We start from the raw sequence: 20,808 nt of genomic DNA, 5'->3' as shown, positions 1-20,808 counted from the left end.
TTGGCGGGCGCATGCGCGCCGACCAGCTTCTTGTCGAACGTGGCCTTGCGACCTCGCGGTCGCAGGCGCAGCGCCTCATCGCGGGTGGCGTGCGCTGGTTCGACGGGCGCGAGTGGAAAGCAGTTGCCAAGAACGGCGACGAGGTTCCACAAGCGGCGCAGGTCGAGCTGCTCGACACCGCCGAGTCCCGCTACGTCTCGCGCGGCGGGCTCAAGCTCGAAGGTGCGCTTCGTTCGGCGGCGCTGGACGTGCAAGGCTGGAAATGCCTCGACCTCGGCCAGTCCACCGGCGGCTTCACCGACTGCCTGCTGCAGCACGGTGCGGCGCAGGTGGTGGGTGTCGACGTCGGCCACGGCCAGTTGCACGAGAAGCTGCGGGGCGATGCGCGGGTCGTGGCCCACGAAAAGCTCAACGCGCGCGAGCTGGACGCAGCGAAGGTCGGCGAAGGCTTCGACCTCGTGACCGGCGACCTGTCGTTCATCTCGCTCACGCTCGTGCTGCCGGCCGCGGCGCCGCTGCTGAAGCGGGGTGGCACTCTGCTGATGCTCGCCAAGCCGCAGTTCGAGCTGCAGCCGGGCGACGTCGGCAAAGGCGGCATCGTGCGCGATGCGTCGCTCTACTCGCGGGTCGAGCGGAAGCTGCGCGACGCGTGCGAGGCCGCGGGCCTGCGCGTCGAAGGTTGGTACGGAAGTGCGATCGCGGGTGGCGACGGCAACCGCGAATTCTTCATCCATGCAAGGAGGCAGGCGTGATGCTGCCCATCAGTCTCGAATTCTTCCCCCCCAAGACGCCCGAAGGCGTCGAAAAGCTGCGGGGCGTGCGCAAGCAGCTCTACGCACTCAAGCCCGAGTTCTGCTCCGTGACCTTCGGTGCGGGCGGCTCCACGCAGGAGGGCACGCTGCAATCGGTCAAGGAGATCATGGCCGAGGGCGTGGCCGCGGCGCCGCACCTGTCGTGCATCGGCCAGACACGCGAGACCATCCGCGACCGCCTGGCCGCATACATGGCCGCCGGCATCAAGCGAATCGTCGCGCTTCGGGGCGACCTGCCCAGCGGTTATGGCATCGGCGGCGAGTTCCGCTATTCAAGCGATCTGGTGGCGTTCATCCGCGCGGAGACCGGCCGGCACTTCCACATCGAGGTGGCGGCGTATCCGGAGATGCATCCGCAGGCGAAGTCGCCGGTGTCGGACCTCGAAGCCTTCATCGCGAAGGTGGAGGCGGGCGCCGACTCGGGCATCACGCAATACTTCTTCAACGCGGATGCGTATTTCCGGTTCATGGATGAGCTCGGCAAGCGCGGCGTGCTGGTTCCGGTGGTTGCAGGCATCATGCCGATCACCAACTCCACCCAGCTCATGCGTTTTTCCGACAACTGCGGCGCCGAGATCCCGCGCTGGATCCGCACCCGTTTGCAAAACTTCGGCGACGACAGCGCGTCGATCAAGTCGTTCGGCGCGGACGTCGTCGCGGCGCTGTGCGAGCGGCTGCGCGACGGCGGCGCGCCGGGCTTCCACTTCTACACGATGAACCAGGCCACCGCGACAGCGGAAATCTGCCGGAGGCTGGCGGCGTGAAGCGGCTCGCGGCGCCCGTCGTGGCCGTGATGCTGCTCGTTGCCGCGTGGGCCGTGCCTGCGCAGGAGCTGCCGGGCGAGTCGCCCGGGGCGCCGGCCGGCGTGGAGGTGCCGGGAGCCCCGCCCGAAAGCGGCCCGCCCTCACCGGCCACGCCGGAGGAGGGCGACGCGCCGGCCGCGATCGGGCAGGGCGGCGACCCGTCCGCGCAGCCCGCCGACCCGGAGGCCGCCCAGCCGCATGACCGCGGCGTCGCCTCCTGGTACGGCCCGCGCTTCCACGGCCGCCGCACGGCGAGCGGCGAGCGCTTCGACATGCACGCGCTGACGGCGGCTCACCCGACGCTGCCTTTCGGCACGGTGGTGCGCGTCGAGAACCCCGACGACGGCCGCAGCGTGGAGGTGCGCATCAACGATCGCGGGCCGCACATCAAGCAGCGCATCATCGATTTGAGCCGCGCGGCGGCGCGCGCGCTTGGCATGCTCGACGCGGGCGGCGGGCTCAGGGAAGTGGTGCTGCGCATCATCAAGCGGCCGACGCAATGACCTCGGGCGCCGTGCGCAGCGACTGCGCGAGGTAGCTGGCCCCCAGCGGCCGCGCGCGCCAGGGGCCGAGTCCGTGACTTCCTAGCGTTGCACCCAGCGTTGCCGCGTCCATAGGGCTGGATTCTGCGGCGAATGCCTTGGTACTATTACGGGTGGAAGGGATGACGATGAGAACGATCCTCTGCCTGGGCGTGCTGTTGCTGGCCGCCGGCAGCGCCGCTGCCCAGAACCGCTACCAGTGCCGCACCTCCAGCGGCGCCACCTACCTCTCGGACCGGCCGTGCAGCGGCGAGAGCGGCATGGTCTATTACGGCCCCGCGCCGAGTTCGCCGACGTACACCCCGGCGATGCCGCGCCTGGGCGAGGCACCCGGGCACCTGCGCTACATGAGCGCGCGTTGCAGCGGGCTGCACGACGCCATCCGCACCGCCCCCGCGCGTGGCCTGAAGTCCGACACGCTCTACACCATGCAGCGCGACTACCAGCGCGAGTGCGGCGAGGAGGAGGCGGAGGCGCGCACCCAGTTCAACCGCGACCAGCGCGACCAGCGCCAGCAGAAAGTGGCCGAGCGCCAGTCGCAGGCGCAGGCCGTGGAGCGCACGAAGCAGCAGCAGGCGCAGTGCGACGAGTCGAAGCGCATCCTCGCGATCAAGCAGCGGCGCACGGACTTGAGCGACGGCGAGAAGGCGGACCTGAAGCGCTTCGAAGAGAACTTCAAGTCGCGCTGTTCCTAGTCAGCGCTCGTCGTAGCTGACGACCACTTTCTTCGTGAGCGGCCGCGACTGGCACGTGAGCACGAACCCGCGCTCCATCTCGGCGGCTTCGAGCGTGTAGTTCTTCTCCATCTCCACCTTGCCTTCGATCACGCGCGCGCGGCAGGTGCAGCACACGCCGCCTTTGCACGAGTAGGGCAGGTCCAGGCCCGCTTCCAGCGCGACGTCGAGCACGCGGTCGCCGTCGGCCATGGCGAGATGGTGGGTCTTGCCGTCGAGGATCACTTCCAGCTCGTGCGACGCCTGCTCGGGATGCTCCCTGGCGATCGAGCGCGGCGCGCTGGTCGGCGCGGGCGCACCCGGCGTGAAGAAGCGCTCGGTGTGCACGCGCTCGCGCGGCACGCCGGCCTGGTGCAAGGCGCGCTCGCAGCCGTCGATCATCCCTTCGGGGCCGCAGATGAAAGCCTCGTCGATGTCGGAGGCGGGCAGCAGCGCCTGCAGCAGCTCGCGCACCTTGGCTTCGTCGAGGCGGCCGTGCAGCAGCTCCACTTCGGTGGGCTGGCGCGACAGCAGGTGGATGAGCGTGAGGCGCGAGGTGTAGCGGTCCTTCAGGTCCTGCAGCGCCTCGTTGAACATGATCGTGTTCACGCGCTGGTTGCAGTAGACCAGCGTGAAGCGCGAATCGGGTTCGGCCGCGAGCGTGCTCGAGATGATCGACAGGATGGGGGTGATGCCCGAGCCCGCGGCGAACCCGACGCGGTGCCGCGCGTCGGCAGCGCGCAAGGTGAAGCGGCCGTCGGGTGGCATCACGTCGAGCGTCGTGCCTTCGCGCAGGTGGCTCACGGCCCAGCGCGAGAACACGCCGCCTTCCACCGGCTTGATGCCGACTTCGATCTCGCCGTCCGTGTCGTAGCGCTGGTGCGCGCTGCAGATGGAGTAATTGCGGCGCACGTCGTGGCCGTCGATCATCGCCCGCAACGTGAGGAACTGGCCGGGCCGGAAGTCGAAGTCCTTCTTGAGGCTTTCCGGCACATCGAACGTGATGGCAGCGGCACCCGCGGCATCGGGCGTCACGCGCTTGATCTTCAGGGGATGGAAATGGAGCGCCATCAGTAAGGCTTGAAGTGGTCGAAGGGCTCGAGGCAGTCGAGGCACTTGTAGAGAGCCTTGCACGCGGTGGAGCCGAAGTGCGAGGTTTCGGTGGTGTTGTGCGAGCCGCAGTGCGGGCAAGGCACGCTCTCGCCCATCGCAGGAGCACGGCGGCGTGCGAACTGCACGACGCTGGCGGCGCTCTGACCCGGCGGGGCAATGCCGAACTCGCGCAGCTTGGTGCGCGCTTCCGGCGTGATCCAGTCGGTGGTCCACGCGGGCGCGAGCCGAGTGACGACGCGGGCGCGCAGGTTGTGCGATTGCAGCAGCGCACGCACGTCGTGCTCGATCTGGTCCATCGCCGGGCAGCCGTTGTAGGTGGGCGTGATCACCACCTCCAGCTCGCCACCCGCGGACTCGTTCACTTCGCGCAGGATGCCCAGCTCGCGGATGCTCACGACCGGGATCTCCGGGTCGGGCACCTGTTCGAGCAGTTGCCAGGCCTGCTCGGTGGCTGTGGTCACCACGTTGCCCCGGGGTGCTGGCGGGCGAGCGATTGCATCTCCGCCAGCACGTAGCTGAGGTGCTCCGAATGCAGGCCGACCTTGCCGCGCGGCACGTAGCCCTTGGCGTCAGGGCGCACGAGCGTCGCTTCGCGCAGCGTCTCGTCGACTTCGGCTTCCCACGCCTCGCGGATCGAGGCCGTGTCCACGCCGGTGCCGTCGCGCACGGCCTGCTCTTCGTGCGGCGAGGCGGTCCAGAACTCCTGCGTGTACGGCAGCAGGTGCTCGAACGCGGCCTGCATGCGGCGCTGCGATTCGGCGGTGCCGTCACCGAGCCGGATCACCCAGTCGCGCGCATGGCGCAGGTGGTAGCGCGTTTCCTTCAGCGACTTCGCGGCGATGGCGGCGAGCTGCTCGTCTTTCGACGACTGCAGCGCCTCCCACAGCAGCAGCATGAACGCGCTGTAGAGGAAGTTGCGTGCGATCGTGGTGGCGTAGTCGCGGTCCGCGATGGCGGTGCCGGCCAGCGGGCCATGGTGCGGCAGTTCGACGAGCGTGTGGTTGCGGAACTCGTGCGAGTCGCGGAAGTACGCGAGCGTGTCTTCCGTCGCGCCGTTGCCGAGGATCGATGCCGCGTGCTGGTAAAGCAGGCGCGCCTGCCCGATCAGGTCGAGGCTGATGTTCGCGAGCGCGATGTCCTCTTCCAGCACGGGGCCGTGCCCGGTCCACTCGGCGTTGCGCTGGCCGAGGATCAGGGCGTTGTCCGCGAGGTGCAGCAGGTACTCGACGGGCGCCTTCACATGTGCCCCACTTCGTCGGGGATCTCGTAGAACGTCGGGTGGCGGTAGATCTTGTCGGCCATCGGCTCGAACAGCTCCGCCTTCTCGTCGGGCAGCGACGCGGTGATCGCCGAAGACGGCACCACCCAGATGCTCACGCCTTCCTGGCGGCGCGTGTACACGTCGCGCGCCATCTGCAGCGCCTGCTGCGCGTCGGCGGCGTGCAGGCTGCCGCAGTGCTTGTGTTCCAGGCCCTGCTTGCTGCGGACGAACACTTCCCAGAGGGGCCACTCGTTGCGGGCGTCTGCGCTCATGCTGCTTCCTTCATCTGCCGCGCCTTCTGCTTGCGCGCATGGGCCAGCGCGGCGTCGCGCACCCACTGGCCCTGTTCGTGCGCCTTCACGCGGGTGGCGAGGCGCTCCTTGTTGCACGGGCCGTTGCCGTTGACCACGGCCCAGAAGTCGTCCCAGTCGATCGCGCCGTATTCCCAGTGGCCGGTCGCTTCGTTGAACTTCAGGTCGGGGTCGGGCACGGTGACACCGAGGATCTCCGCCTGCGGGATCGTCGCGTCCACGAACTTCTGCCGCAGGTCGTCGTTGCTGATGCGCTTGATGCCCCAGCGCATGCTGGTGGCGCTGTTGGGGCTGTCCTTGTCCGGCGGGCCGAACATCGCGAGCACGGGCCACCACCAGCGGTTCACCGCGTCCTGCACCATGTCGCGCTGCGCCTGCGTGCCGCGCATCTGCGTCATGAGCGACTCGAAGCCCTGGCGCTGGTGGAAGCTTTCTTCCTTGCAGATGCGGATCATCGCGCGCGCGTACGGGCCGTAGCTGCAGCGGCAGATGGGGATCTGGTTCATGATCGCCGCGCCGTCGACCAGCCAGCCGATCACGCCGACGTCCGCCCACGTGAGCGTGGGGTAGTTGAAGATGGAGCTGTACTTGGCCTTGCCGGTGTGCAACCCGTCGAGCAGCTGGTCTCGGCTCACGCCCAGTGTTTCGGCTGCGCTGTAGAGGTACAGGCCGTGGCCGCCTTCGTCCTGCACCTTGGCCAGCAGGATGGCCTTGCGCTTGAGCGAGGGCGCGCGGCTGATCCAGTTACCCTCGGGCTGCATGCCGATGATCTCGCTGTGCGCGTGTTGGCTGATCTGCCGCACGAGCGTCTTGCGGTACGCCTCGGGCATCCAGTCCTGCGGCTCGACCTTGCGGTCCGCATCGATCTTCTCGTCGAACGCCACCTGCTCGGCAGAGGCGCCCGCCGGGACCGCCTGCAGCCGCTGCGCGTCCGGCAAATCCATGGCTTGGGTGTACATGGGCCGCAGTATAGCAATTAACCGACCGATCGGTCGGTTAATTTGGATACGTGGAAAGTTCACGGCGGGTACTGTCGGATACACCTGACACGCATGTAGGAAGGAACCGACGCATGTAGGACGCTCTCCATGACCTTCATGTGCCTGAAGAACCGTTCCCGATTCGCTGCCGCGGTTGCCGCCGTCGCCCTCGTCCACGGCGTCGCCTTTGCGGCCAGCCCTTTCAAGAGCGCGCCCTGCGAGGTGCCCGGAATGCGCGAGCTCATCCTGCAGCAGGTGAATGCCGCGCGCTCGCGCGGCTACAACTGCGGCGGCCAGCGCTTCGGCAGCGCGCAGCCGGTGGCGTGGAACGGCCAGCTTTACAGCGCGGCTTCGGGCCACTCGCGCGACATGGCGGAGAACAACTACTTCTCCCACAACGACCGCAGCGGCGCCCAGGCCGAGACGCGCGTCGACAAGGTCGGCTACAAGTGGACCAGCGTTGGCGAGAACATCGCCGCCGGCCAGCAGTACACCGCCGACAACGTGGTGAGCGGCTGGCTCGGCAGCACCGCGCATTGCCGCAACATCATGGATGCCGACTTCACCGAGATCGGCGTGGCGTGCATCGCGCGCCCCGGCACGACGTACGGCAGCTACTGGACGATGGTCCTCGGCCGGCGCACCTAACCCGCGCTTTCAAGCAGGTGCGACTGCCCGCGGCCCTGGCCGAGGGCCTCGACCATCTGCTCCAGCGCGGGCTTCAGGCCCGCCTTCAACGTGTGCGGCGGGTTGATCACGAAGACGCCGCTGGCCGTGAGCCCCGGCCGCTCCGCCTTCGCTTCGGCATGGCCGATGTTCAGCACCGCGTGCAGCCACGGTTTGCCGGCGTTGTTGGTGACTGTCTTCAGTCGGCGCGGCAGGTCGTGCGCCTCCGGCCGCGGGATCACGGGGTACCAGACCATGTAGGTGCCGGTGGCGAAGCGCTTCAACGAGTCCTGCACGCAGGCCGTGACCTTGCCGTAGTCGGTCTTGATCTCGTAGCTCGGGTCGATCAGCACCAGGCCGCGCCGGGAGGGCGGCGGCAGGTGCGCTTTCAAGCCCTCGAAGCCGTCGGCCTTTACCTGCGTGACCATGCGCTGCGCCTCGATCTGCTCCACGTGCGCCGCGAGCGCCTTGCTGTCGGTGGGGTGCAACTCGAACAGCCGCAGCTTGTCCTTCGCTTCCGGCCGCAGCAGCGCCTGGGCGACGAAGGGCGAGCCGGGGTACACCTTGAGCGAACCGGCCTTGTTGAAGCTGGCAACCAGTTCCAGGTAGTCGGCCAGCAGCGGGGCCAGAGGCTCGGGCGGCTGCTGCCTCAGCCGCACGATCCCCTCCGCAGCCTCGCCGGATGTGGCCGCAAAGTCGTCATCCAGCCGGTACAGGCCGGCGCCCGCATGGGTGTCGACCACGGTGATCGCCGTGGGCTTGGCCGTGAGGTGCTTCAGGACGGCGATGAGCACCGTGTGCTTCAGGACGTCGGCGTGGTTACCGGCGTGGAAGCCGTGGCGGTAGCTGAACATCCCCCGATTGTCGTAGAATGGCGGGCTTCGCAGCGCTTTGATGCCCCGCGGCGAAGACTTTTCACACCGCCTAAGAGATCCCCGCCAGAGGGAAGCCGACCGCGGAAAAGGGCACGCCAAACCAAACTCGAGAGTCTTATGACCACACTCAGCGCCAAGCCCGCTGACGTGAAGCACGAGTGGTTTGTGATTGACGCCACCGACAAGGTGCTCGGCCGGGTAGCCAGCGAAGCTGCCCTCCGACTGCGCGGCAAGCACAAGGCCATCTACACGCCTCACGTCGATACCGGCGATTTCATCATCGTCATCAACGCCTCCAAGCTCCGTGTCACGGGCTCGAAGGAAACGGACAAGGTCTACTACCGCCACACAGGTTACCCGGGCGGCATCCGCCAGGCCACGTTCAAGGAAATGCAAGCCAAGCACCCCGGCCGCGCGCTGGAGAAGGCCGTCAAGGGCATGCTGCCCAAGGGCCCGCTCGGCTACGCCATGATCAAGAAGCTGAAGGTGTACGGCGGCGCCGAGCACCCGCACACCGCGCAGCAGCCCAAGCCCCTGGAGATCAAAGCATGATCGGTGAATGGAACAACGGCACCGGCCGCCGCAAGAGCAGCGTGGCCCGTGTCTTCCTCAAGAAGGGCTCCGGCAAGATCACGGTCAACGGCAAGGACATCGCCGAGTTCTTCGGCCGCCAGACGTCGATCATGATCGCGCGCCAGCCCCTCGTGCTCACCGGCAACGAGCAGGCGTTCGACATCCAGGTCAACGTGCACGGCGGCGGTGAATCCGGCCAGGCCGGCGCGGTGCGCCACGGCATCACGCGCGCCCTGATCGACTACGACGCGGCCCTGAAGCCCCAGCTGTCGCAAGCCGGCTTCGTGACGCGTGACGCTCGCGAGGTCGAGCGCAAGAAGGTCGGCCTGCACTCCGCCCGCCGTCGCAAGCAGTTCTCGAAGCGCTAAACAAAGCTTCGCAACTGGCAGGCAAAGCCGCACAAGCCCCAAGCTTGCTGCGGCTTTGTTGTCTGGGGACCCGAGGAGACGATGCGTTTCAAGCTCTGGCGAAGACGCCTCACGATCAGCGCCCCGCGCATGGCGGTGCGCAGCGCCATGCCGTGGCCCATCCGCTGGGCCATGGCGGCCATCGTGCTGGGCTTCTGTGCCGCGATCGCGCTGTGGGCCTTCGAGCTGGGCAAGGACATCGCCGGTCTCGACACCGGCGCCAAGGAGGAGCTCGTCCGCCTGCGCGCCGACATGGCCAAGATGCGCGAGGAGCGCGACAAGGCGCAATCCATCCTCAACACCTCGGCGAGCCTCATCACGACGGAGAAGGCCGCGCAGGAGCGCCTGACAGCACAGATCAAGCAGCTGGAAGCCGAGAACCGCGCGCTGCGCGACGACCTCGGCTTCTTCGAGAAGCTCATCCCGTCCTCCGGCGCCGAAGGCGTGGCCATCCGCGGCCTGCAGGCCGAGGTGATGGCCGGCGGCCAGCTGAAGTGGCAGGTGCTGGTGATCCAGCCCGTGAAGAACGCGCCCGAGTTCCGCGGCAAGATCGAGCTCAGCCTGAGCGGCACGATGGGTGGCAAACCGTGGACCATGCCGGTCGCCGGCAGCCCGCTGCAGGTGCGCCAGTACCGCCGTGTCGAAGGCATGGTGGACATTCCTCCTACAGCAATTGTCAAGAACGTCTCAGCCAAAGTGCTCGACGGTACGGCCACAAAGGCTGTGCAAACGATTACCCTGTGACCTTTCGCGTTGTGGAGCCAAAGACATGTTCGGCAAGAAAGCCCAGCCCCCCATCAAGAGCCTGATCGCAACCGGCAGCCGGATCGAAGGCGACATCAAGTTCACCGAAGGCCTGCGCGTCGACGGCGAGGTGTTCGGCGACATCCGCGCCAACCCCGAATCGTCGAGCCTGCTGGTCATTTCCGAGGCCGCCACCGTGCAGGGCGAGGTCCAGGCGGACCACGTCATCATCAACGGCACGGTCCGCGGCCCCGTCATCGCGCGCGAGCTGCTCGAGCTGCAGCCCAAGGCGCAGATCGAGGGCGACGTCTCCTACCGTGCGCTTGAAATGCACCAGGGCGCCGTCATCTCCGGCCAGTTGAAACCCCTGCTGGTGGGCGAGGAAAAGCCCTTACTGAAGCTGGCGGCAAACAACAACTAGCGTGCGGCCGCGGGCGGGGTGTCGTACCATCACGTGAAATCCCCGACCGACGGAGTAGAGAATGACCGCAGTTGCCGAGACCGTGCAAGCCGAAAGCCAGATGCCCGACCCGCTGATCTTCACCGACAGCGCGGCCGCGAAGGTGGCCGACCTGATCGCCGAGGAAGGCAACCCCGACCTCAAGCTGCGCGTGTTCGTGCAGGGCGGCGGCTGCTCCGGCTTCCAGTACGGCTTCACGTTCGACGAGATCGCCAACGAGGACGACACCGTGATGACCAAGAACGGCGTGTCCCTGCTGATCGACGCGATGAGCTACCAGTACCTCGTGGGCGCCGAGATCGACTACAAGGAAGACCTGCAGGGCGCGCAGTTCGTCATCAAGAACCCGAACGCCACCACCACCTGCGGCTGCGGCTCGAGCTTCTCGACCTAAGCCGGGTAGATGCAACCCAGCACACGGGCGCCACTGGCGCCCGTTGTGCTTTGGAGGTCCAGTTTTTCCCGCTGCACCGTCTTGCGCGCGAGCCACGCGAAGGCGAGGGCTTCCACCTGCCGGGGCGGCACGCCGGCTTCGCTGCTGGGCTGGACCTGCACGCCGGGCAGCAGGGCGGCCAGGCGTGACATCAGGTGCGCGTTCAGCGCGCCGCCGCCGCAGACCACCAGCCTGCGCAATGAATAGCGGTGCGCATCCTGCGCGCAGGCGCGAGCGGTGAGCTCGGCCAGCGTCGCCTGCACGTCCTCGGCGCGCGCGGCGAGGGTGCCGCGCAGGTGATGCTCGAGCCACGACTGGTTGAAGTGATCGCGGCCGGTGCTCTTGGGCGGCTGCTGCGCGAAGTAGGGGTCGCGCAGCATGGCCTTGGCCATCGGTTCGACCACGTGGCCCTTGGCGGCCCAGCGCCCGCCGTCGTCGTAGTCGGCCTGCGTGTGCAGCTTGCACCAGAAGTCCATCAGCGCATTGCCGGGCCCGCAATCGAAGCCGAGCATGGAGCCGTCGGCCTTCAGCACCGTGAGGTTGGAGATGCCGCCGATATTCAGCACGCCCACCGTCTCGCCGCTGCGCGCGAACACTGCCTGGTGAAAGAACGGCGCGAGCGGTGCGCCCTGTCCGCCGGCAGCGACATCGCGGCTGCGGAAATCGGCCGCGACGTCGATGCCCGTCAGCTCCGCGAGCAGCGCCGGCTGGTTCAGCTGGATCGTGTAGCCGGTGCCGTCGAACATGCGCGGCCGGTGGCGTACCGTCTGGCCATGCGCGGCGATCGCCTTCACGTCCTGTGGCGCCACTTTGGCCGCACGCAGCAGGTCCTGCACCACGTGGGCATAGACCCGCACCAAGCCGTTCGCTGCGAGCGCTGCGCGATGCAGCTCATTGTCGCCGCCGCTGTTCAGCGCCATCAGCTCGTCGCGCAGCGCTTCTGGAAAGGGCGCGCTCGCGTGCGCGAGCACCGTGGGGGAGGAGGAGAGATCCGCCAGGACGCCGTCGACGCCGTCCATGGACGTGCCCGACATCAGGCCGATGTAGAGGTCTCGCATGGGCCCATCGTACCGGGCCGCAAGCTTATCGGGAGGCGAGGTGCGAAGTGGAAGCCGCGTCCAGCACCAGTCGCACGTTGCGCACCGACTCCTCGAACTTCGGCCGCGCCTGCGCCGTCAGCTCGACGGTCGGGCTGTTGCGCACGACGGTAAGCGGGTCCTTGTGGATGCCGTTCTCGCGGAACTCGAAGTGCAGGTGCGGGCCGGTGGCCCAGCCGGTGGCGCCGACGTTGCCGATGTTCTGCGAGCGCGCGACCTTCTCGCCGCGCTTGACGTTCACGCGGCTGAGGTGGCCGTACAGCGTGACCGCGCCCTTGCCATGGTCGACGATCACGACGTTGCCGTAGCCGTTCTGCCAGCCGGCGAACTCCACCACGCCGTCACCCACCGCGCGCACGGCCGTGCCGGTGGGCGCGCCGTAGTCGACGCCCTTGTGCGCACGCCACTGGTTGAGGATGGGATGGAATCGCATCGCGAACCCGCTGGTCACGCGCGAGAACTCCATCGGCGAGGCGAGGAACATACGCTCGAGGCTCTTGCCCGCGAAGTCGAAGTAAGCGCCCTTCTTGCCCGGCTCCTGGAACCACACGGCGTTGACCTGCTTGCCCGCGTTGGTGAACTCGGTGGAGAGCACCTTGCCCGTGCGCAGCGGCTCGCCGTCGGCGTCGAGCGTTTCGTAGACCACGCTGAAGCGGTCGCCCTTGCGCAGGCCGCGGTGGAAGTCGATGGCGCCCGAGAAGATCTCGGCCATCTGGATCGCCACCCCGTCCGGGATGCGCGACTCGTCGACCGCGGCGAACAGGTTGGAATAGATCGTGCCGCTGCCAAGCCGCACGTTCGGCACCAGCGGCGCGGTCTCGACGCGCGTCGTGAACTGGCCCTGCGCATTGCGCTCGACCACGAGGCGCTGGAAATTCGCGTCGTCGCTGGCCCAGCGCGCGGTGAGTTTCACCAGCGCATGCTTGTCGCTGGCTTCGGCGGTGACCATCTGGCCGCCGCGGCCCAGCACGCGGGTGCGGAACGTCGGGTCGGTGCGCAAGTAGGCGGCCGCGGCCGCGTCGGTGACGCCCAGGCGGGAGAACAGCGACTCCACGGTGTCGCTGCCGCGCATGGTGTCGCTGCGGTAGAGGTTGTAGCTGAAGGCACCCAGCGCTTCGGACTGCGCGGTGAGCGACGCAGGCACCACGTCCTCGACGACCTGGCGCGCGGGCGGCAGCGAGTCGGCGGGGTCTTCGATGCTTGCAACCGCGATGCTCCCGGCGCCCAGCAGCAGGGCGGCCACGGCGAGCGTCACCTGTTTCGGATGGTGCTCCAGCATGTGGGCCGCACGCGAGACGAATCGGCCGGCGGCGGCCTTCATGGCGGGGGTCAAGTTTCTTCGTCCTTCCTACAGCTTGAAAGACCCGTCCTACAGCCGCCACGCACATGCGGGCCAAGTGTGGAACAGGAGCCTCCTCAGGCCAGAATTCTTGGGGTGAGCCGCCACTTAGAATCGGCGGCTCGAAAGGCCAGCCGCAGTATAGCCAGCCTTCCAGCTCATCCGTTGCGAAATTTCCCTTATGAATCAAGCCTCTGTTACAAGTCAATTCCCGGTGACGGACCGGGTGCGCCACGCGATGGCCGTGAGCCTGCGCGGCGTGGAGGAGTTGATTCCGCAGGAAGACTGGCTGAAAAAGCTCGCGCGCTCCGACGCGACGGGCCAGCCGCTGCGCGTGAAGCTCGGTCTCGATCCTACAGCGCCTGACATCCACGTAGGACACACGGTGGTGCTGAACAAGATGCGCCAGCTGCAGGACCTGGGGCACACCGTCATCTTCCTGATCGGCGACTTCACGACCATGATCGGCGACCCGTCCGGCCGCAACACGACCCGCCCGCCGCTCACGGCCGAACAGATCAAGGCCAACGCCGAGACCTACTACAAGCAGGCCAGCCTGGTGCTGGACCCCGCCAAAACCGAGATCCGCTACAACAGCGAATGGAGCGACCCGCTGGGCGCCCGCGGCATGATCCAGCTCGCGGCCAAGTACACCGTGGCCCGCATGATGGAGCGCGACGATTTCAAGAAGCGCTTCGCCGAGAACCGCTCGATCTCCATCCACGAGTTCCTGTACCCGCTGATGCAGGGCTACGACTCCGTGGCGCTGAAGAGCGACCTGGAGCTGGGCGGCACCGACCAGAAGTTCAACCTGCTGATGGGCCGCCACCTGCAGCAGGAGTACGGGCAGGAACCGCAGTGCATCCTGACCATGCCGCTGCTCGAAGGCCTGGACGGCGTCGAGAAGATGTCGAAGAGCAAGAACAACTACATCGGCATCGCGGAGGACGCCAACACCATGTTCGCCAAGGTGCTGTCGATCTCCGACGACCTGATGTGGCGCTGGTTCACGCTGCTGTCCTTCCGCAGCGAGGCGGAGATCGCGGCGCTGAAGAAGGAAGTGGAGGGCGGGCGCAACCCGCGCGACGTGAAGGTGATGCTCGCGAAGGAGATCACCGCGCGGTTCCACAGCCCGGCCGCGGCCGATGCGGCGGAGCAGGACTTCGTCAACCGCAGCAAGGGCGGCATCCCGGACGACATCCCGCAGGTGCAGCTGTCGGGCGCGCCGCTGGGGATCGCGCAGGTGCTGAAGCAATCGGGGCTCGCGCCTTCGACGACGGAAGCCAACCGGCTGATCGAGGGGAACGGGGTGCGCGTGGATTCTTCCCAGGTCTCCGACAAGGGCCTGAAGCTGGGTGCCGGCACGTACGTCGTGCAGGTGGGCAAGCGCAAGTTCGCGCGGGTCGTGCTCAGCTAGTCACTTCGCGCCCGCGGCCTCCAGCATCTTCACCATCTCGCCATAACCGCGCGCCTTCGCCAGTTGCAGCGGCGTGCGGCCTTCGCGGTCGGCGAGCTGCAGGTTGGCCTTCGCATCGACCAAGGCCTTCAGTGTGGCCTGGTGGCGCGGCCCGCCGTTGCCCAGCACGATCGACTCGATGACGGCTGTCCAGTGCAGGTTGTTCACGTGGTCCAGCGGCGCGCCGGCGGCGATCAGCTGGCGTACCACGCCATCGTGGCCCAGGTGCGCCGCGGCGATGAGTGCCGTGCCGTCGTAACGGCTCGTCGTGAGCTTCGCGCTCGCGCCGAGCGCCAGCAGCACACGCAGTGTTTCCTCGTCATCGGCCACGGAGGCGATGGTCACGGCGTCGTACTTGTCGTTCTCGAGCAGCTCGAGGCTGGCGCCGGCCTTCGCGAGGGCGCGCAAGGCGGCGCGCTGCTTCGCGAAAGCGGCCACGTGCACCGGCGTGCGGCCGTACGGGTCGCGCGCGTTCACGTCGGCCTTGGCTGCAACGAGCTTTTCCATGGCCGCGACGTCGCCAAGGTGCGCGGCGGCGTGCAGGCCCTGGTAGCGCGCGGCCTCGGCGGCCGAAGGCGCCACCTGCGCGGTCGCGGGCACGACCGCGATGGCTGCCGTTGCCGCAAGCACGATGCGTGCGAGAGCAGCCACCCGAGCCGACCTCGCGATGCGCGGCGCGGGGCTCACTTCAGCTGGTCCTTGACCTTGTCGAGCGCCGCGACCGCGCACTGCTCGTCGAGGTGGCCCCCGGGCGCACCGCCGACGCCGACGGCGCCGATCGTGTCGTTGCCCACCTTGATCGGCACGCCGCCGCCGAGCAGCAGGAAGCCGGGGATGTTCACCAGGTTGGCGGCGGCGGGGTTCTTCTGCGCGCCTTCCATCATCGCGAGCGTCGTGTTCTTTGCGGACGCGGAGGTGTAGGCCTTCTGGTAGCTCGCGCCCAGGGTGTGCGGGCCGGCGTTGTCGGCGCGCTGCACGGCGCGGATGCCGCCGGCGCGGTCCACCACGGTCGCGGTCACGGCATAGCCGGCCGTCGTGCACGCGGCCACGGTGGCGCCGGCGATCTGGTTGGCGAGGTCCAGCGAGAGGGCGCGCTCGGTGCGCACGGCTTGCGCCGAGGCGGCGCTCGCGGCGGCGAGCAGGACGAGAGCGAAGGGCAGGCGGCGGATCATGGGTTCTCCTTGGGTTGGTGTGGGAGAACTGTAGGAACTGGCGCCCGTTTGCGGCATTCGTGCGGCTACGCGCGCGCTTCCGTAGAACTACGGAGCGCCGCCTTCCACCAGCGCGGCGTAGCGGCGGATCAACTGGGCCAGCGACGCCGCGTCCAGCTTGCCGAACAGGTTGGCGCGGTGCGTCTCCACCGTGCGCGGCGAGACGGCGAGGGCGCGCCCGATCTCCTTGTTGGTGAGGCCCTCGACGATGAGGCCCAGCACCTCGCGCTCGCGCTCCGTGAGCTGCGCGTAGCGCTCGCGTGCGTCGCGGTCGCTGCGCACGCGTTCGCGCGAGCGCACGTGCTGGCGCACGGCTTTCTGCAGCGCTTCGAGCAGCACGTCGTCGTCCACCGGCTTCTCGAGGAACTCCGCGGCGCCGGACTTGAACGCTCGGCGGCACAGGTCCACCGTGCCGTGGCCGGTGAGCATGATCACCGGCTGGTCCACGCCTTGCGCGACGAGCTGCTCCAGCACGGCAAGGCCACCCAGGCCCGGCATGCGCACGTCGAGCACCACCGCGCCGATGCTTTCGCGGTCGAAGCCGTCGAGAAAGCCCTGCGGATCAGCCCACGATTGCACGCGCAGGCCCACGGTGCCGATCAGCATCGCGAGGCTGGTGCGCACGCCTTCGTCGTCGTCGACGAGGTGGATCAGGGGTGAGAGCGGCGCATTCATGCCGGCGACGCTCCGGCAAGCGGCAGCGCCAGCCGCAGCACCGCACCGCGCGGCTCGCGCGGCCTCGCCGCGAGCTCGCCGCCCATGCCGCTCGCAAGGCTCTCGCTCAGGCTGAGGCCGAGCCCCAGGCCTTCGCGGCGTGTCGTGAAGAAGGGCTCGAAGATCCTCGGCAGTACGTCGGCCGGGATGCCCGGGCCGCTGTCCGCCACCTCCAGCACGCCAGTCGCGCCTTGCGCGGCAACGGTGACCTTCAGCTCGCGCTCGTGCTGCGGTACTTGTTCGAGCGCCTGCAGGGCGTTGAGCAGCAGGTTGTGCACGACCTGCTCCAACGCGACCGGCTCCGCACGCACGGTGGTCGGCGCCGCGCCCTCGAGCCGCGGGGCCACGCCGCGCCGCGCGCATTCGGGCTGCAGCAAGTCCAGCGCGCCGCGCGCGGCTTCGTGCAGGTCCACGGGCTGGAGGTCGCGGCCGGCATCGGGGCGCTCCACGCTGCGCCGCAACCGCGTGAGCACGTCGCTCGCGCGGCGCGCCTGCCCGGCGGCGTGCTCGAGCGCCTCTCGCGCGGCGGGCAAGTCCGGCGGATCCTCGACGAGCACGCGCCGTGCGGCTTGCGTGCCCGCCAGCACGGCGGTGAGCGGCTGGTTGAGTTCATGCGCCATGCCGGCCGCGAGTTCGCCGAGCGCGTTCAGCCGAGCGACCTGGCCCAGGCGCAGCAGCTCCTCGGCGCGGCGGCGTGCCTCGCGCTGGCGCAACCACGCGGCGCTGGACGCGAGCAGTGCGGCGACGGCAGCCGTCCACGCCAGCATGCGAAGCCACGGCAGCTCGCCCCAGCCGATGGTGCGCGTCGCGACGACGTCGAATGGCTGGCTGTCAGCCGCGAGGTGCTTGCGGAAGTCGAGCGGCCAGCCGTCACGGGCGGGTTCGCCGCGCTGCACGACGAACGATTGCCCGGCATGCTCCAGCGTCACGCGCACGGGGCTCGTGTCCACCGCCATCGGCCACTCGTTCCAGGGCACGGTGCGCCTCAGGTCGAGCGTGAGCGCATAGCTCGCGGGATCGCCGGCCAGCACCAACGCATAACGGCCGCCTGCGAGGTCCGCCCAGGCCAGCGCGGGGCGGTTCGCCTTGCGCGATTCGGCTTCGGCCTGCGCGAGGCGCGCATCGGCCGCGCCCGCATGGCCACCTGCAAGAGGCTCGGCGGGCCAGGCGCCGCCCGCGTCGCGGCGGCGAACCGCCAGCACCTGCGGGTACACGGCCGGCAACCGCTGCTCCGCGCCCGCGGCGTCCGCCGGGGTGGCCGCCGCCGCTGCGCGCGACGCACCCGGCTGCAGCAGCGCCAGCGTCGCAAGCACCGCGTCGTGCTGCACCGCGCGCTGGCTGAGCAGCCGGTGCACGATGCGCGCATCGGTCTCGAACAGCTCGCGCTGGTGCGCGAGTTCCATGCGCGCGATCGCGACGCAGCCCGCCGCGGCCAAGGCCGCACCCGCGAGCCACCACGCCGACCGGACGAGCAGCTTGTGCATGCGGCGGATTCTTGCACGGGCTCAAGCATCGGCCCTCGGCCCGTGCGCGAGAATCGGAATCATGACCCTCGACGACCTGCGCCGCCTGCCGCCCCAGCTGCTGCTGCGCGTCTCCATCGTGGTCGCGGTGGTCACGATCGGGCTCAAGACTCTGGCATGGTGGGTGACGGGCTCGGTGGGCCTGCTGTCCGACGCGATGGAGTCACTGGTGAACCTGGCCAGCGCCGCGTTTGCGCTGCTGATGGTGACGATCGCGGCGCGCCCGGCCGACGAGGACCATCCCTACGGCCACCACAAGGCCGAGTACTTCTCTTCCGGTTTCGAAGGGCTCGCCATCGTCGTCGCCGCCGCGGGCATCCTCTGGGCCGCGGTGCTGCGGCTGATGGAGCCGCGCGGCATCGAGCAGCTCGGGCTCGGCCTCGCATTGTCGGTGCTCAGCTCGGCGATCAACGGGGCCTTGGCGTGGCTGATGCTGCAGTCGGCCCGCGAGCACCGCTCGATGGCGCTCGAAGGCGATGCGCGCCACCTCGTCACCGATGTGTGGACGTCGGCCGGCGTGGTCGTGGGTGTCGCGGGCGTCGCGCTCACCGGCTGGGCCTGGCTCGACCCGGTGGTCGCCATCGGCGTCGCGCTCAACATCCTGCGCGAAGGCGGCAACCTCGTGTGGCGTTCGTCGCAGGGCCTGATGGACAAGCGCGTCGAGCGCGACGTGCTCGCGCAGATCGAAAGCACGCTCAAGCAATTCGAGCACCCGACGATCCGCTTCGACCACATCTCCTCGCGCCGCTCCGGCAGCCGGCGCTTTGTGCACCTGCACATGCACATGCCCGCGAGCTGGACGCTCGGGCGCGCGGCCGCCGTGCGAGGCAGCGTGGAGCAGGCGCTCATGAGCGCCGTGCCGGGCCTGCGCGCGACCATCGAACTGCTGCCCAGCGACGTCGAGGCACACTTCGCGGACGAGGAGGATTTGATCTGATGCTGGCGGTCGTGCAGCGCGTGAGCGAAGCGAAAGTGGTGGTGGCGGGCGCAACGATCGGCGAGATCGGCGCGGGCCTGCTGGTGCTGGTGTGTGCGGAGCGGGGTGACTCGGAGACGCAGGCCGACAAGTTGCTTGCCAAGCTCCTGAAGCTGCGCATCTTCAGCGACGAGGCAGGCAAGATGAACCGCAGCGTGCAGGACGTCGGCGGCGGGCTGCTGCTGGTGAGCCAGTTCACGCTCGCGGCGGACACGAGCGGTGGCAACCGGCCGAGTTTCACGAATGCGGCTGCGCCGGATGAAGGCAAGCGGCTCTACGACTACTTCGTCGGCAAGGCGCGGGCCACGCACCCCGTCGTGCAAACCGGCGAGTTCGCTGCCGACATGAAGGTGCACCTCGTCAACGACGGGCCGGTGACGATCCCGCTGCGCATTCAGTAGGGGTTGGCGAAGCCGAGCGCGCCGAGCAGCAGCACTTCCAGCGCCTCCATCTCCAGTGCGTCGCGTTCGTTCGTCTCGTGGTCGTAGCCCTGCGCGTGCAGCGTGCCATGCACCAGCAGGTGCGCGTAGTGCGCCTCGAGGTCCTTGCCTTGCTCCTTCGCCTCGCGCTCGACGACAGGGCCGCAGAGCACGAGGTCGGCGCTGACCACCGGCTCGCGCGTGTAGTCGAACGTGAGCACGTTCGTCGCGTAGTCCTTGCCGCGGTACTGGCGGTTGAGCGAACGGCCTTCTTCCTCGCCGACGATGCGCACGGCGATCTCGCCGGGGCGTGCGAGTGCGGCTTCCATCCAGCGCGCGACCTTGGCTCGCTTGATCAATGCTCGGTGCTTCGCCGCACCGGCGAACTCACCGAACTGCAGCGACAGGTCCAACCCGCTCATCGATCCTTCGCCCGTGCCGCGTCGTACGCATCGACGATGCGCGCCACCAGCGGGTGCCGCACCACGTCCGCGCTCGTGAACCGCGTGTGCGCGATGCCCTTCACGCGCCGCAGGATGTGCTCGGCCTCCACGAGCCCCGACAGCTGCCCTTTCGGCAGGTCCACCTGGCTGATGTCGCCCGTCACCACCGCCTTGCTGCCGAAGCCGATGCGCGTGAGGAACATCTTCATCTGTTCCGGCGTGGTGTTCTGCGCCTCGTCGAGGATGACGAAGGCGTTGTTCAGCGTGCGCCCGCGCATGAACGCGAGCGGTGCGATCTCCAGCGCGTTGCGCTCGAAAGCCTTCTGCACCCGCTCGTACCCCATCAGGTCGTACAGCGCGTCGTACAGCGGCCGCAAGTACGGGTCCACTTTCTGCGTGAGGTCGCCGGGCAGGAAGCCGAGCTTCTCGCCCGCTTCCACCGCGGGCCGCGTGAGGATGATGCGCTGCACCGCGCTTCGCTCCAGCGCGTCCACCGCGCACGCCACGGCGAGGTAGGTCTTGCCCGTGCCCGCCGGCCCGATGCCGAACGTGATGTCGTGCGTGGCGATGTTCTCCAGGTACACGCTCTGGTTCGGCGTGCGCGCCTTCAGGTCCGTGCGGCGCGTGTGCAGCACGAGCGAACCGTCGTCGTCCTCGTGCAGCGGCGGCTCGTCGCCCGCCACCATCAGCTGCACACGGTCGCGCGGGATGGTGCGGCCGGCCATCTCGTACATCGCCAGCAGCACGTCCAGCGCGCGGCTCGCCTTGGCCTTGGGCCCCTCGATGCGGAAGTGCTCGGAGCGGTGGGAGATCTTGACCTGCAGCGCCTGCTCGATGGTGCGCAGGTGTTCGTCCATGGGGCCGCACAGGTGCGCGAGGCGCGTGTTGTTCGCCGGGGTGAAGTCGTGTCTGAGAATCAAGCTGATAATCCGTACAG

Annotated in this window: 27 protein-coding genes; 13 read left to right on the top strand and 14 right to left on the bottom strand. The window is 68.6% G+C overall.

Features of this window, described 5'->3' with window-relative positions; all coding sequences use genetic code 11:
• The first annotated feature begins 11 nt into the window (after nucleotides 1-11).
• The 4 genes from H8R02_RS10695 to H8R02_RS10680 all read left to right on the top strand — a co-directional run bounded on the left by H8R02_RS10695 (nucleotide 12) and on the right by H8R02_RS10680 (nucleotide 2,852).
• The gene (locus H8R02_RS10695) at nucleotides 12-752 is read left to right on the top strand and encodes a TlyA family RNA methyltransferase (protein ID WP_187081383.1); all 741 of its coding nucleotides are present in this window, start codon (nucleotides 12-14) and stop codon (nucleotides 750-752) included.
• Nucleotides 752-1,576: a methylenetetrahydrofolate reductase [NAD(P)H] gene (gene metF, locus H8R02_RS10690; RefSeq protein ID WP_187081382.1), complete on the top strand. Its 825-nt coding sequence runs from the start codon at nucleotides 752-754 to the stop codon at nucleotides 1,574-1,576. Before H8R02_RS10695 ends, metF begins: the two co-directional genes overlap by 1 nt.
• On the top strand, nucleotides 1,573-2,118 hold the full coding sequence (locus tag H8R02_RS10685) for a septal ring lytic transglycosylase RlpA family protein (RefSeq protein ID WP_354004900.1): 546 nt from the start codon (nucleotides 1,573-1,575) through the stop codon (nucleotides 2,116-2,118). The genes metF and H8R02_RS10685 overlap by 4 nt, the downstream gene beginning before the upstream one ends.
• Nucleotides 2,119-2,285: 167 nt before the next feature.
• The gene (locus H8R02_RS10680) at nucleotides 2,286-2,852 is read left to right on the top strand and encodes a hypothetical protein (protein WP_255429276.1); all 567 of its coding nucleotides are present in this window, start codon (nucleotides 2,286-2,288) and stop codon (nucleotides 2,850-2,852) included.
• On the opposite strand, the gene paaE is transcribed toward H8R02_RS10680, so the two are convergent.
• From paaE to paaA, 5 genes are read right to left on the bottom strand one after another with little or no spacing between them, the layout of a single operon-like run.
• Nucleotides 2,853-3,941 (bottom strand): 1,2-phenylacetyl-CoA epoxidase subunit PaaE, encoded by a 1,089-nt coding sequence (gene paaE, locus H8R02_RS10675; protein WP_187081380.1) that lies wholly within the window; start codon nucleotides 3,939-3,941, stop codon nucleotides 2,853-2,855.
• The gene (gene paaD, locus H8R02_RS10670) at nucleotides 3,941-4,444 is read right to left on the bottom strand and encodes a 1,2-phenylacetyl-CoA epoxidase subunit PaaD (RefSeq protein ID WP_187081379.1); all 504 of its coding nucleotides are present in this window, start codon (nucleotides 4,442-4,444) and stop codon (nucleotides 3,941-3,943) included. Before paaD ends, paaE begins: the two co-directional genes overlap by 1 nt.
• Complete coding sequence (gene paaC / locus H8R02_RS10665; RefSeq protein WP_187081378.1) at nucleotides 4,441-5,223, bottom strand: 1,2-phenylacetyl-CoA epoxidase subunit PaaC; 783 nt, start codon at nucleotides 5,221-5,223, stop codon at nucleotides 4,441-4,443. The genes paaD and paaC overlap by 4 nt, the downstream gene beginning before the upstream one ends.
• On the bottom strand, nucleotides 5,220-5,516 hold the full coding sequence (gene paaB / locus H8R02_RS10660; RefSeq protein ID WP_187081377.1) for a 1,2-phenylacetyl-CoA epoxidase subunit PaaB: 297 nt from the start codon (nucleotides 5,514-5,516) through the stop codon (nucleotides 5,220-5,222). The genes paaC and paaB overlap by 4 nt, the downstream gene beginning before the upstream one ends.
• Nucleotides 5,513-6,514, bottom strand: coding sequence for a 1,2-phenylacetyl-CoA epoxidase subunit PaaA (gene paaA, locus H8R02_RS10655; protein ID WP_187081376.1), 1,002 nt, complete (start codon nucleotides 6,512-6,514; stop codon nucleotides 5,513-5,515). The genes paaB and paaA overlap by 4 nt, the downstream gene beginning before the upstream one ends.
• A 129-nt stretch (nucleotides 6,515-6,643) precedes the next feature.
• On the opposite strand from paaA, the gene H8R02_RS10650 reads away from it, so the two are divergent.
• Complete coding sequence (locus tag H8R02_RS10650; RefSeq protein ID WP_187081375.1) at nucleotides 6,644-7,183, top strand: CAP domain-containing protein; 540 nt, start codon at nucleotides 6,644-6,646, stop codon at nucleotides 7,181-7,183.
• Here H8R02_RS10650 and H8R02_RS10645 read toward each other — a convergent pair.
• Nucleotides 7,180-8,055, bottom strand: coding sequence for a 23S rRNA (adenine(2030)-N(6))-methyltransferase RlmJ (locus H8R02_RS10645; protein WP_187081374.1), 876 nt, complete (start codon nucleotides 8,053-8,055; stop codon nucleotides 7,180-7,182). The two genes, H8R02_RS10650 and H8R02_RS10645, sit on opposite strands and share 4 nt — an antisense overlap.
• A gap of 138 nt (nucleotides 8,056-8,193) precedes the next feature.
• On the opposite strand from H8R02_RS10645, the gene rplM reads away from it, so the two are divergent.
• The 5 genes from rplM (at nucleotide 8,194) to erpA (ending at nucleotide 10,654) form a co-directional block, all read left to right on the top strand.
• Entirely contained in the window at nucleotides 8,194-8,628 is a 435-nt protein-coding gene (gene rplM, locus H8R02_RS10640; RefSeq protein ID WP_187081373.1) for a 50S ribosomal protein L13, read from the top strand.
• Entirely contained in the window at nucleotides 8,625-9,017 is a 393-nt protein-coding gene (rpsI, locus tag H8R02_RS10635) for a 30S ribosomal protein S9 (protein WP_187081372.1), read from the top strand. The genes rplM and rpsI overlap by 4 nt, the downstream gene beginning before the upstream one ends.
• 81 nt (nucleotides 9,018-9,098) lie before the next feature.
• Nucleotides 9,099-9,800 carry a DUF6776 family protein gene (locus tag H8R02_RS10630; RefSeq protein ID WP_187081371.1) on the top strand — a complete coding sequence of 234 codons (702 nt, stop codon included), beginning with the start codon at nucleotides 9,099-9,101 and terminating at the stop codon, nucleotides 9,798-9,800.
• Nucleotides 9,801-9,825: 25 nt separating this feature from the next.
• The gene (locus H8R02_RS10625; RefSeq protein ID WP_187081370.1) at nucleotides 9,826-10,221 is read left to right on the top strand and encodes a bactofilin family protein; all 396 of its coding nucleotides are present in this window, start codon (nucleotides 9,826-9,828) and stop codon (nucleotides 10,219-10,221) included.
• Between the two features lie 61 nt (nucleotides 10,222-10,282).
• Nucleotides 10,283-10,654 carry an iron-sulfur cluster insertion protein ErpA gene (erpA, locus tag H8R02_RS10620; RefSeq protein WP_187081369.1) on the top strand — a complete coding sequence of 124 codons (372 nt, stop codon included), beginning with the start codon at nucleotides 10,283-10,285 and terminating at the stop codon, nucleotides 10,652-10,654.
• Here erpA and H8R02_RS10615 read toward each other — a convergent pair.
• Nucleotides 10,651-11,751, bottom strand: coding sequence for an anhydro-N-acetylmuramic acid kinase (locus H8R02_RS10615; RefSeq protein WP_187081368.1), 1,101 nt, complete (start codon nucleotides 11,749-11,751; stop codon nucleotides 10,651-10,653). The two genes, erpA and H8R02_RS10615, sit on opposite strands and share 4 nt — an antisense overlap.
• Nucleotides 11,752-11,776: 25 nt before the next feature.
• The gene (locus H8R02_RS10610) at nucleotides 11,777-13,123 is read right to left on the bottom strand and encodes a M23 family metallopeptidase (RefSeq protein ID WP_255429275.1); all 1,347 of its coding nucleotides are present in this window, start codon (nucleotides 13,121-13,123) and stop codon (nucleotides 11,777-11,779) included.
• 187 nt (nucleotides 13,124-13,310) lie between these two features.
• Here H8R02_RS10610 and tyrS point away from each other — a divergent pair, with 187 nt between their 5' ends.
• Nucleotides 13,311-14,546: a tyrosine--tRNA ligase gene (gene tyrS, locus H8R02_RS10605; RefSeq protein WP_187081367.1), complete on the top strand. Its 1,236-nt coding sequence runs from the start codon at nucleotides 13,311-13,313 to the stop codon at nucleotides 14,544-14,546.
• Here the strand turns inward: tyrS and H8R02_RS10600 are convergent, their stop codons facing one another.
• From H8R02_RS10600 to H8R02_RS10585, 4 genes are all read right to left on the bottom strand, one after another.
• Complete coding sequence (locus tag H8R02_RS10600) at nucleotides 14,547-15,236, bottom strand: ankyrin repeat domain-containing protein (RefSeq protein ID WP_187081366.1); 690 nt, start codon at nucleotides 15,234-15,236, stop codon at nucleotides 14,547-14,549. It lies immediately after the preceding gene.
• A gap of 32 nt (nucleotides 15,237-15,268) precedes the next feature.
• Nucleotides 15,269-15,757, bottom strand: a complete 489-nt coding sequence (locus tag H8R02_RS10595) for a GlcG/HbpS family heme-binding protein (protein ID WP_187081365.1) — start codon at nucleotides 15,755-15,757, stop codon at nucleotides 15,269-15,271.
• A gap of 87 nt (nucleotides 15,758-15,844) precedes the next feature.
• Nucleotides 15,845-16,471 (bottom strand): response regulator transcription factor, encoded by a 627-nt coding sequence (locus tag H8R02_RS10590; RefSeq protein WP_187081364.1) that lies wholly within the window; start codon nucleotides 16,469-16,471, stop codon nucleotides 15,845-15,847.
• A complete protein-coding gene (locus tag H8R02_RS10585) occupies nucleotides 16,468-17,994 on the bottom strand; it encodes a sensor histidine kinase (protein ID WP_187081363.1) in 1,527 nt (508 codons plus the stop codon). The genes H8R02_RS10590 and H8R02_RS10585 overlap by 4 nt, the downstream gene beginning before the upstream one ends.
• Before the next feature lie 61 nt (nucleotides 17,995-18,055).
• Between H8R02_RS10585 and H8R02_RS10580 the strand changes: the two genes are divergently transcribed.
• Together H8R02_RS10580 and dtd are read left to right on the top strand one after the other, a co-directional pair.
• On the top strand, nucleotides 18,056-18,970 hold the full coding sequence (locus H8R02_RS10580) for a cation diffusion facilitator family transporter (protein WP_187081362.1): 915 nt from the start codon (nucleotides 18,056-18,058) through the stop codon (nucleotides 18,968-18,970).
• The gene (dtd, locus tag H8R02_RS10575) at nucleotides 18,970-19,410 is read left to right on the top strand and encodes a D-aminoacyl-tRNA deacylase (protein WP_187081361.1); all 441 of its coding nucleotides are present in this window, start codon (nucleotides 18,970-18,972) and stop codon (nucleotides 19,408-19,410) included. The genes H8R02_RS10580 and dtd overlap by 1 nt, the downstream gene beginning before the upstream one ends.
• Here the strand turns inward: dtd and ybeY are convergent.
• Both ybeY and H8R02_RS10565 read right to left on the bottom strand, forming a co-directional pair.
• Nucleotides 19,404-19,850 carry an rRNA maturation RNase YbeY gene (ybeY, locus tag H8R02_RS10570; protein WP_187081360.1) on the bottom strand — a complete coding sequence of 149 codons (447 nt, stop codon included), beginning with the start codon at nucleotides 19,848-19,850 and terminating at the stop codon, nucleotides 19,404-19,406. The genes dtd and ybeY overlap by 7 nt on opposite strands.
• Nucleotides 19,847-20,791 (bottom strand): PhoH family protein, encoded by a 945-nt coding sequence (locus H8R02_RS10565; protein ID WP_187081359.1) that lies wholly within the window; start codon nucleotides 20,789-20,791, stop codon nucleotides 19,847-19,849. Before H8R02_RS10565 ends, ybeY begins: the two co-directional genes overlap by 4 nt.
• Between the last annotated feature and the right edge of the window lie 17 nt (nucleotides 20,792-20,808).

The organism is Ramlibacter albus (assembly GCF_014297445.1).
GTDB classification, from domain to species: domain Bacteria; phylum Pseudomonadota; class Gammaproteobacteria; order Burkholderiales; family Burkholderiaceae_C; genus Ramlibacter; species Ramlibacter albus.
Note: the sequence above shows the minus strand (reverse complement) of the source record. Positions and strands in the feature narration are given on the sequence as shown.

Bases quoted from the DNA above. Each gene is read 5' to 3' on its own strand.
- H8R02_RS10650 (WP_187081375.1), top strand. From the start codon at position 6,644: ATGACCTTCATGTGCCTGAAGAACCGTTCCCGATTCGCTGCCGCGGTT.
- H8R02_RS10630 (WP_187081371.1), top strand. From the start codon at position 9,099: ATGCGTTTCAAGCTCTGGCGAAGACGCCTCACGATCAGCGCCCCGCGC.
- H8R02_RS10590 (WP_187081364.1), bottom strand. From the start codon at position 16,471: ATGAATGCGCCGCTCTCACCCCTGATCCACCTCGTCGACGACGACGAA.
- rplM (WP_187081373.1), top strand. From the start codon at position 8,194: ATGACCACACTCAGCGCCAAGCCCGCTGACGTGAAGCACGAGTGGTTT.
- paaB (WP_187081377.1), bottom strand. From the start codon at position 5,516: ATGAGCGCAGACGCCCGCAACGAGTGGCCCCTCTGGGAAGTGTTCGTC.
- metF (WP_187081382.1), top strand. From the start codon at position 752: ATGCTGCCCATCAGTCTCGAATTCTTCCCCCCCAAGACGCCCGAAGGC.
- H8R02_RS10625 (WP_187081370.1), top strand. From the start codon at position 9,826: ATGTTCGGCAAGAAAGCCCAGCCCCCCATCAAGAGCCTGATCGCAACC.
- H8R02_RS10585 (WP_187081363.1), bottom strand. From the start codon at position 17,994: ATGCACAAGCTGCTCGTCCGGTCGGCGTGGTGGCTCGCGGGTGCGGCC.
- H8R02_RS10695 (WP_187081383.1), top strand. From the start codon at position 12: ATGCGCGCCGACCAGCTTCTTGTCGAACGTGGCCTTGCGACCTCGCGG.
- paaE (WP_187081380.1), bottom strand. From the start codon at position 3,941: ATGGCGCTCCATTTCCATCCCCTGAAGATCAAGCGCGTGACGCCCGAT.
- H8R02_RS10580 (WP_187081362.1), top strand. From the start codon at position 18,056: ATGACCCTCGACGACCTGCGCCGCCTGCCGCCCCAGCTGCTGCTGCGC.
- H8R02_RS10645 (WP_187081374.1), bottom strand. From the start codon at position 8,055: ATGTTCAGCTACCGCCACGGCTTCCACGCCGGTAACCACGCCGACGTC.
- ybeY (WP_187081360.1), bottom strand. From the start codon at position 19,850: ATGAGCGGGTTGGACCTGTCGCTGCAGTTCGGTGAGTTCGCCGGTGCG.
- paaA (WP_187081376.1), bottom strand. From the start codon at position 6,514: ATGTACACCCAAGCCATGGATTTGCCGGACGCGCAGCGGCTGCAGGCG.
- H8R02_RS10615 (WP_187081368.1), bottom strand. From the start codon at position 11,751: ATGCGAGACCTCTACATCGGCCTGATGTCGGGCACGTCCATGGACGGC.
- dtd (WP_187081361.1), top strand. From the start codon at position 18,970: ATGCTGGCGGTCGTGCAGCGCGTGAGCGAAGCGAAAGTGGTGGTGGCG.
- rpsI (WP_187081372.1), top strand. From the start codon at position 8,625: ATGATCGGTGAATGGAACAACGGCACCGGCCGCCGCAAGAGCAGCGTG.
- erpA (WP_187081369.1), top strand. From the start codon at position 10,283: ATGACCGCAGTTGCCGAGACCGTGCAAGCCGAAAGCCAGATGCCCGAC.
- H8R02_RS10595 (WP_187081365.1), bottom strand. From the start codon at position 15,757: ATGATCCGCCGCCTGCCCTTCGCTCTCGTCCTGCTCGCCGCCGCGAGC.
- H8R02_RS10680 (WP_255429276.1), top strand. From the start codon at position 2,286: ATGAGAACGATCCTCTGCCTGGGCGTGCTGTTGCTGGCCGCCGGCAGC.
- tyrS (WP_187081367.1), top strand. From the start codon at position 13,311: ATGAATCAAGCCTCTGTTACAAGTCAATTCCCGGTGACGGACCGGGTG.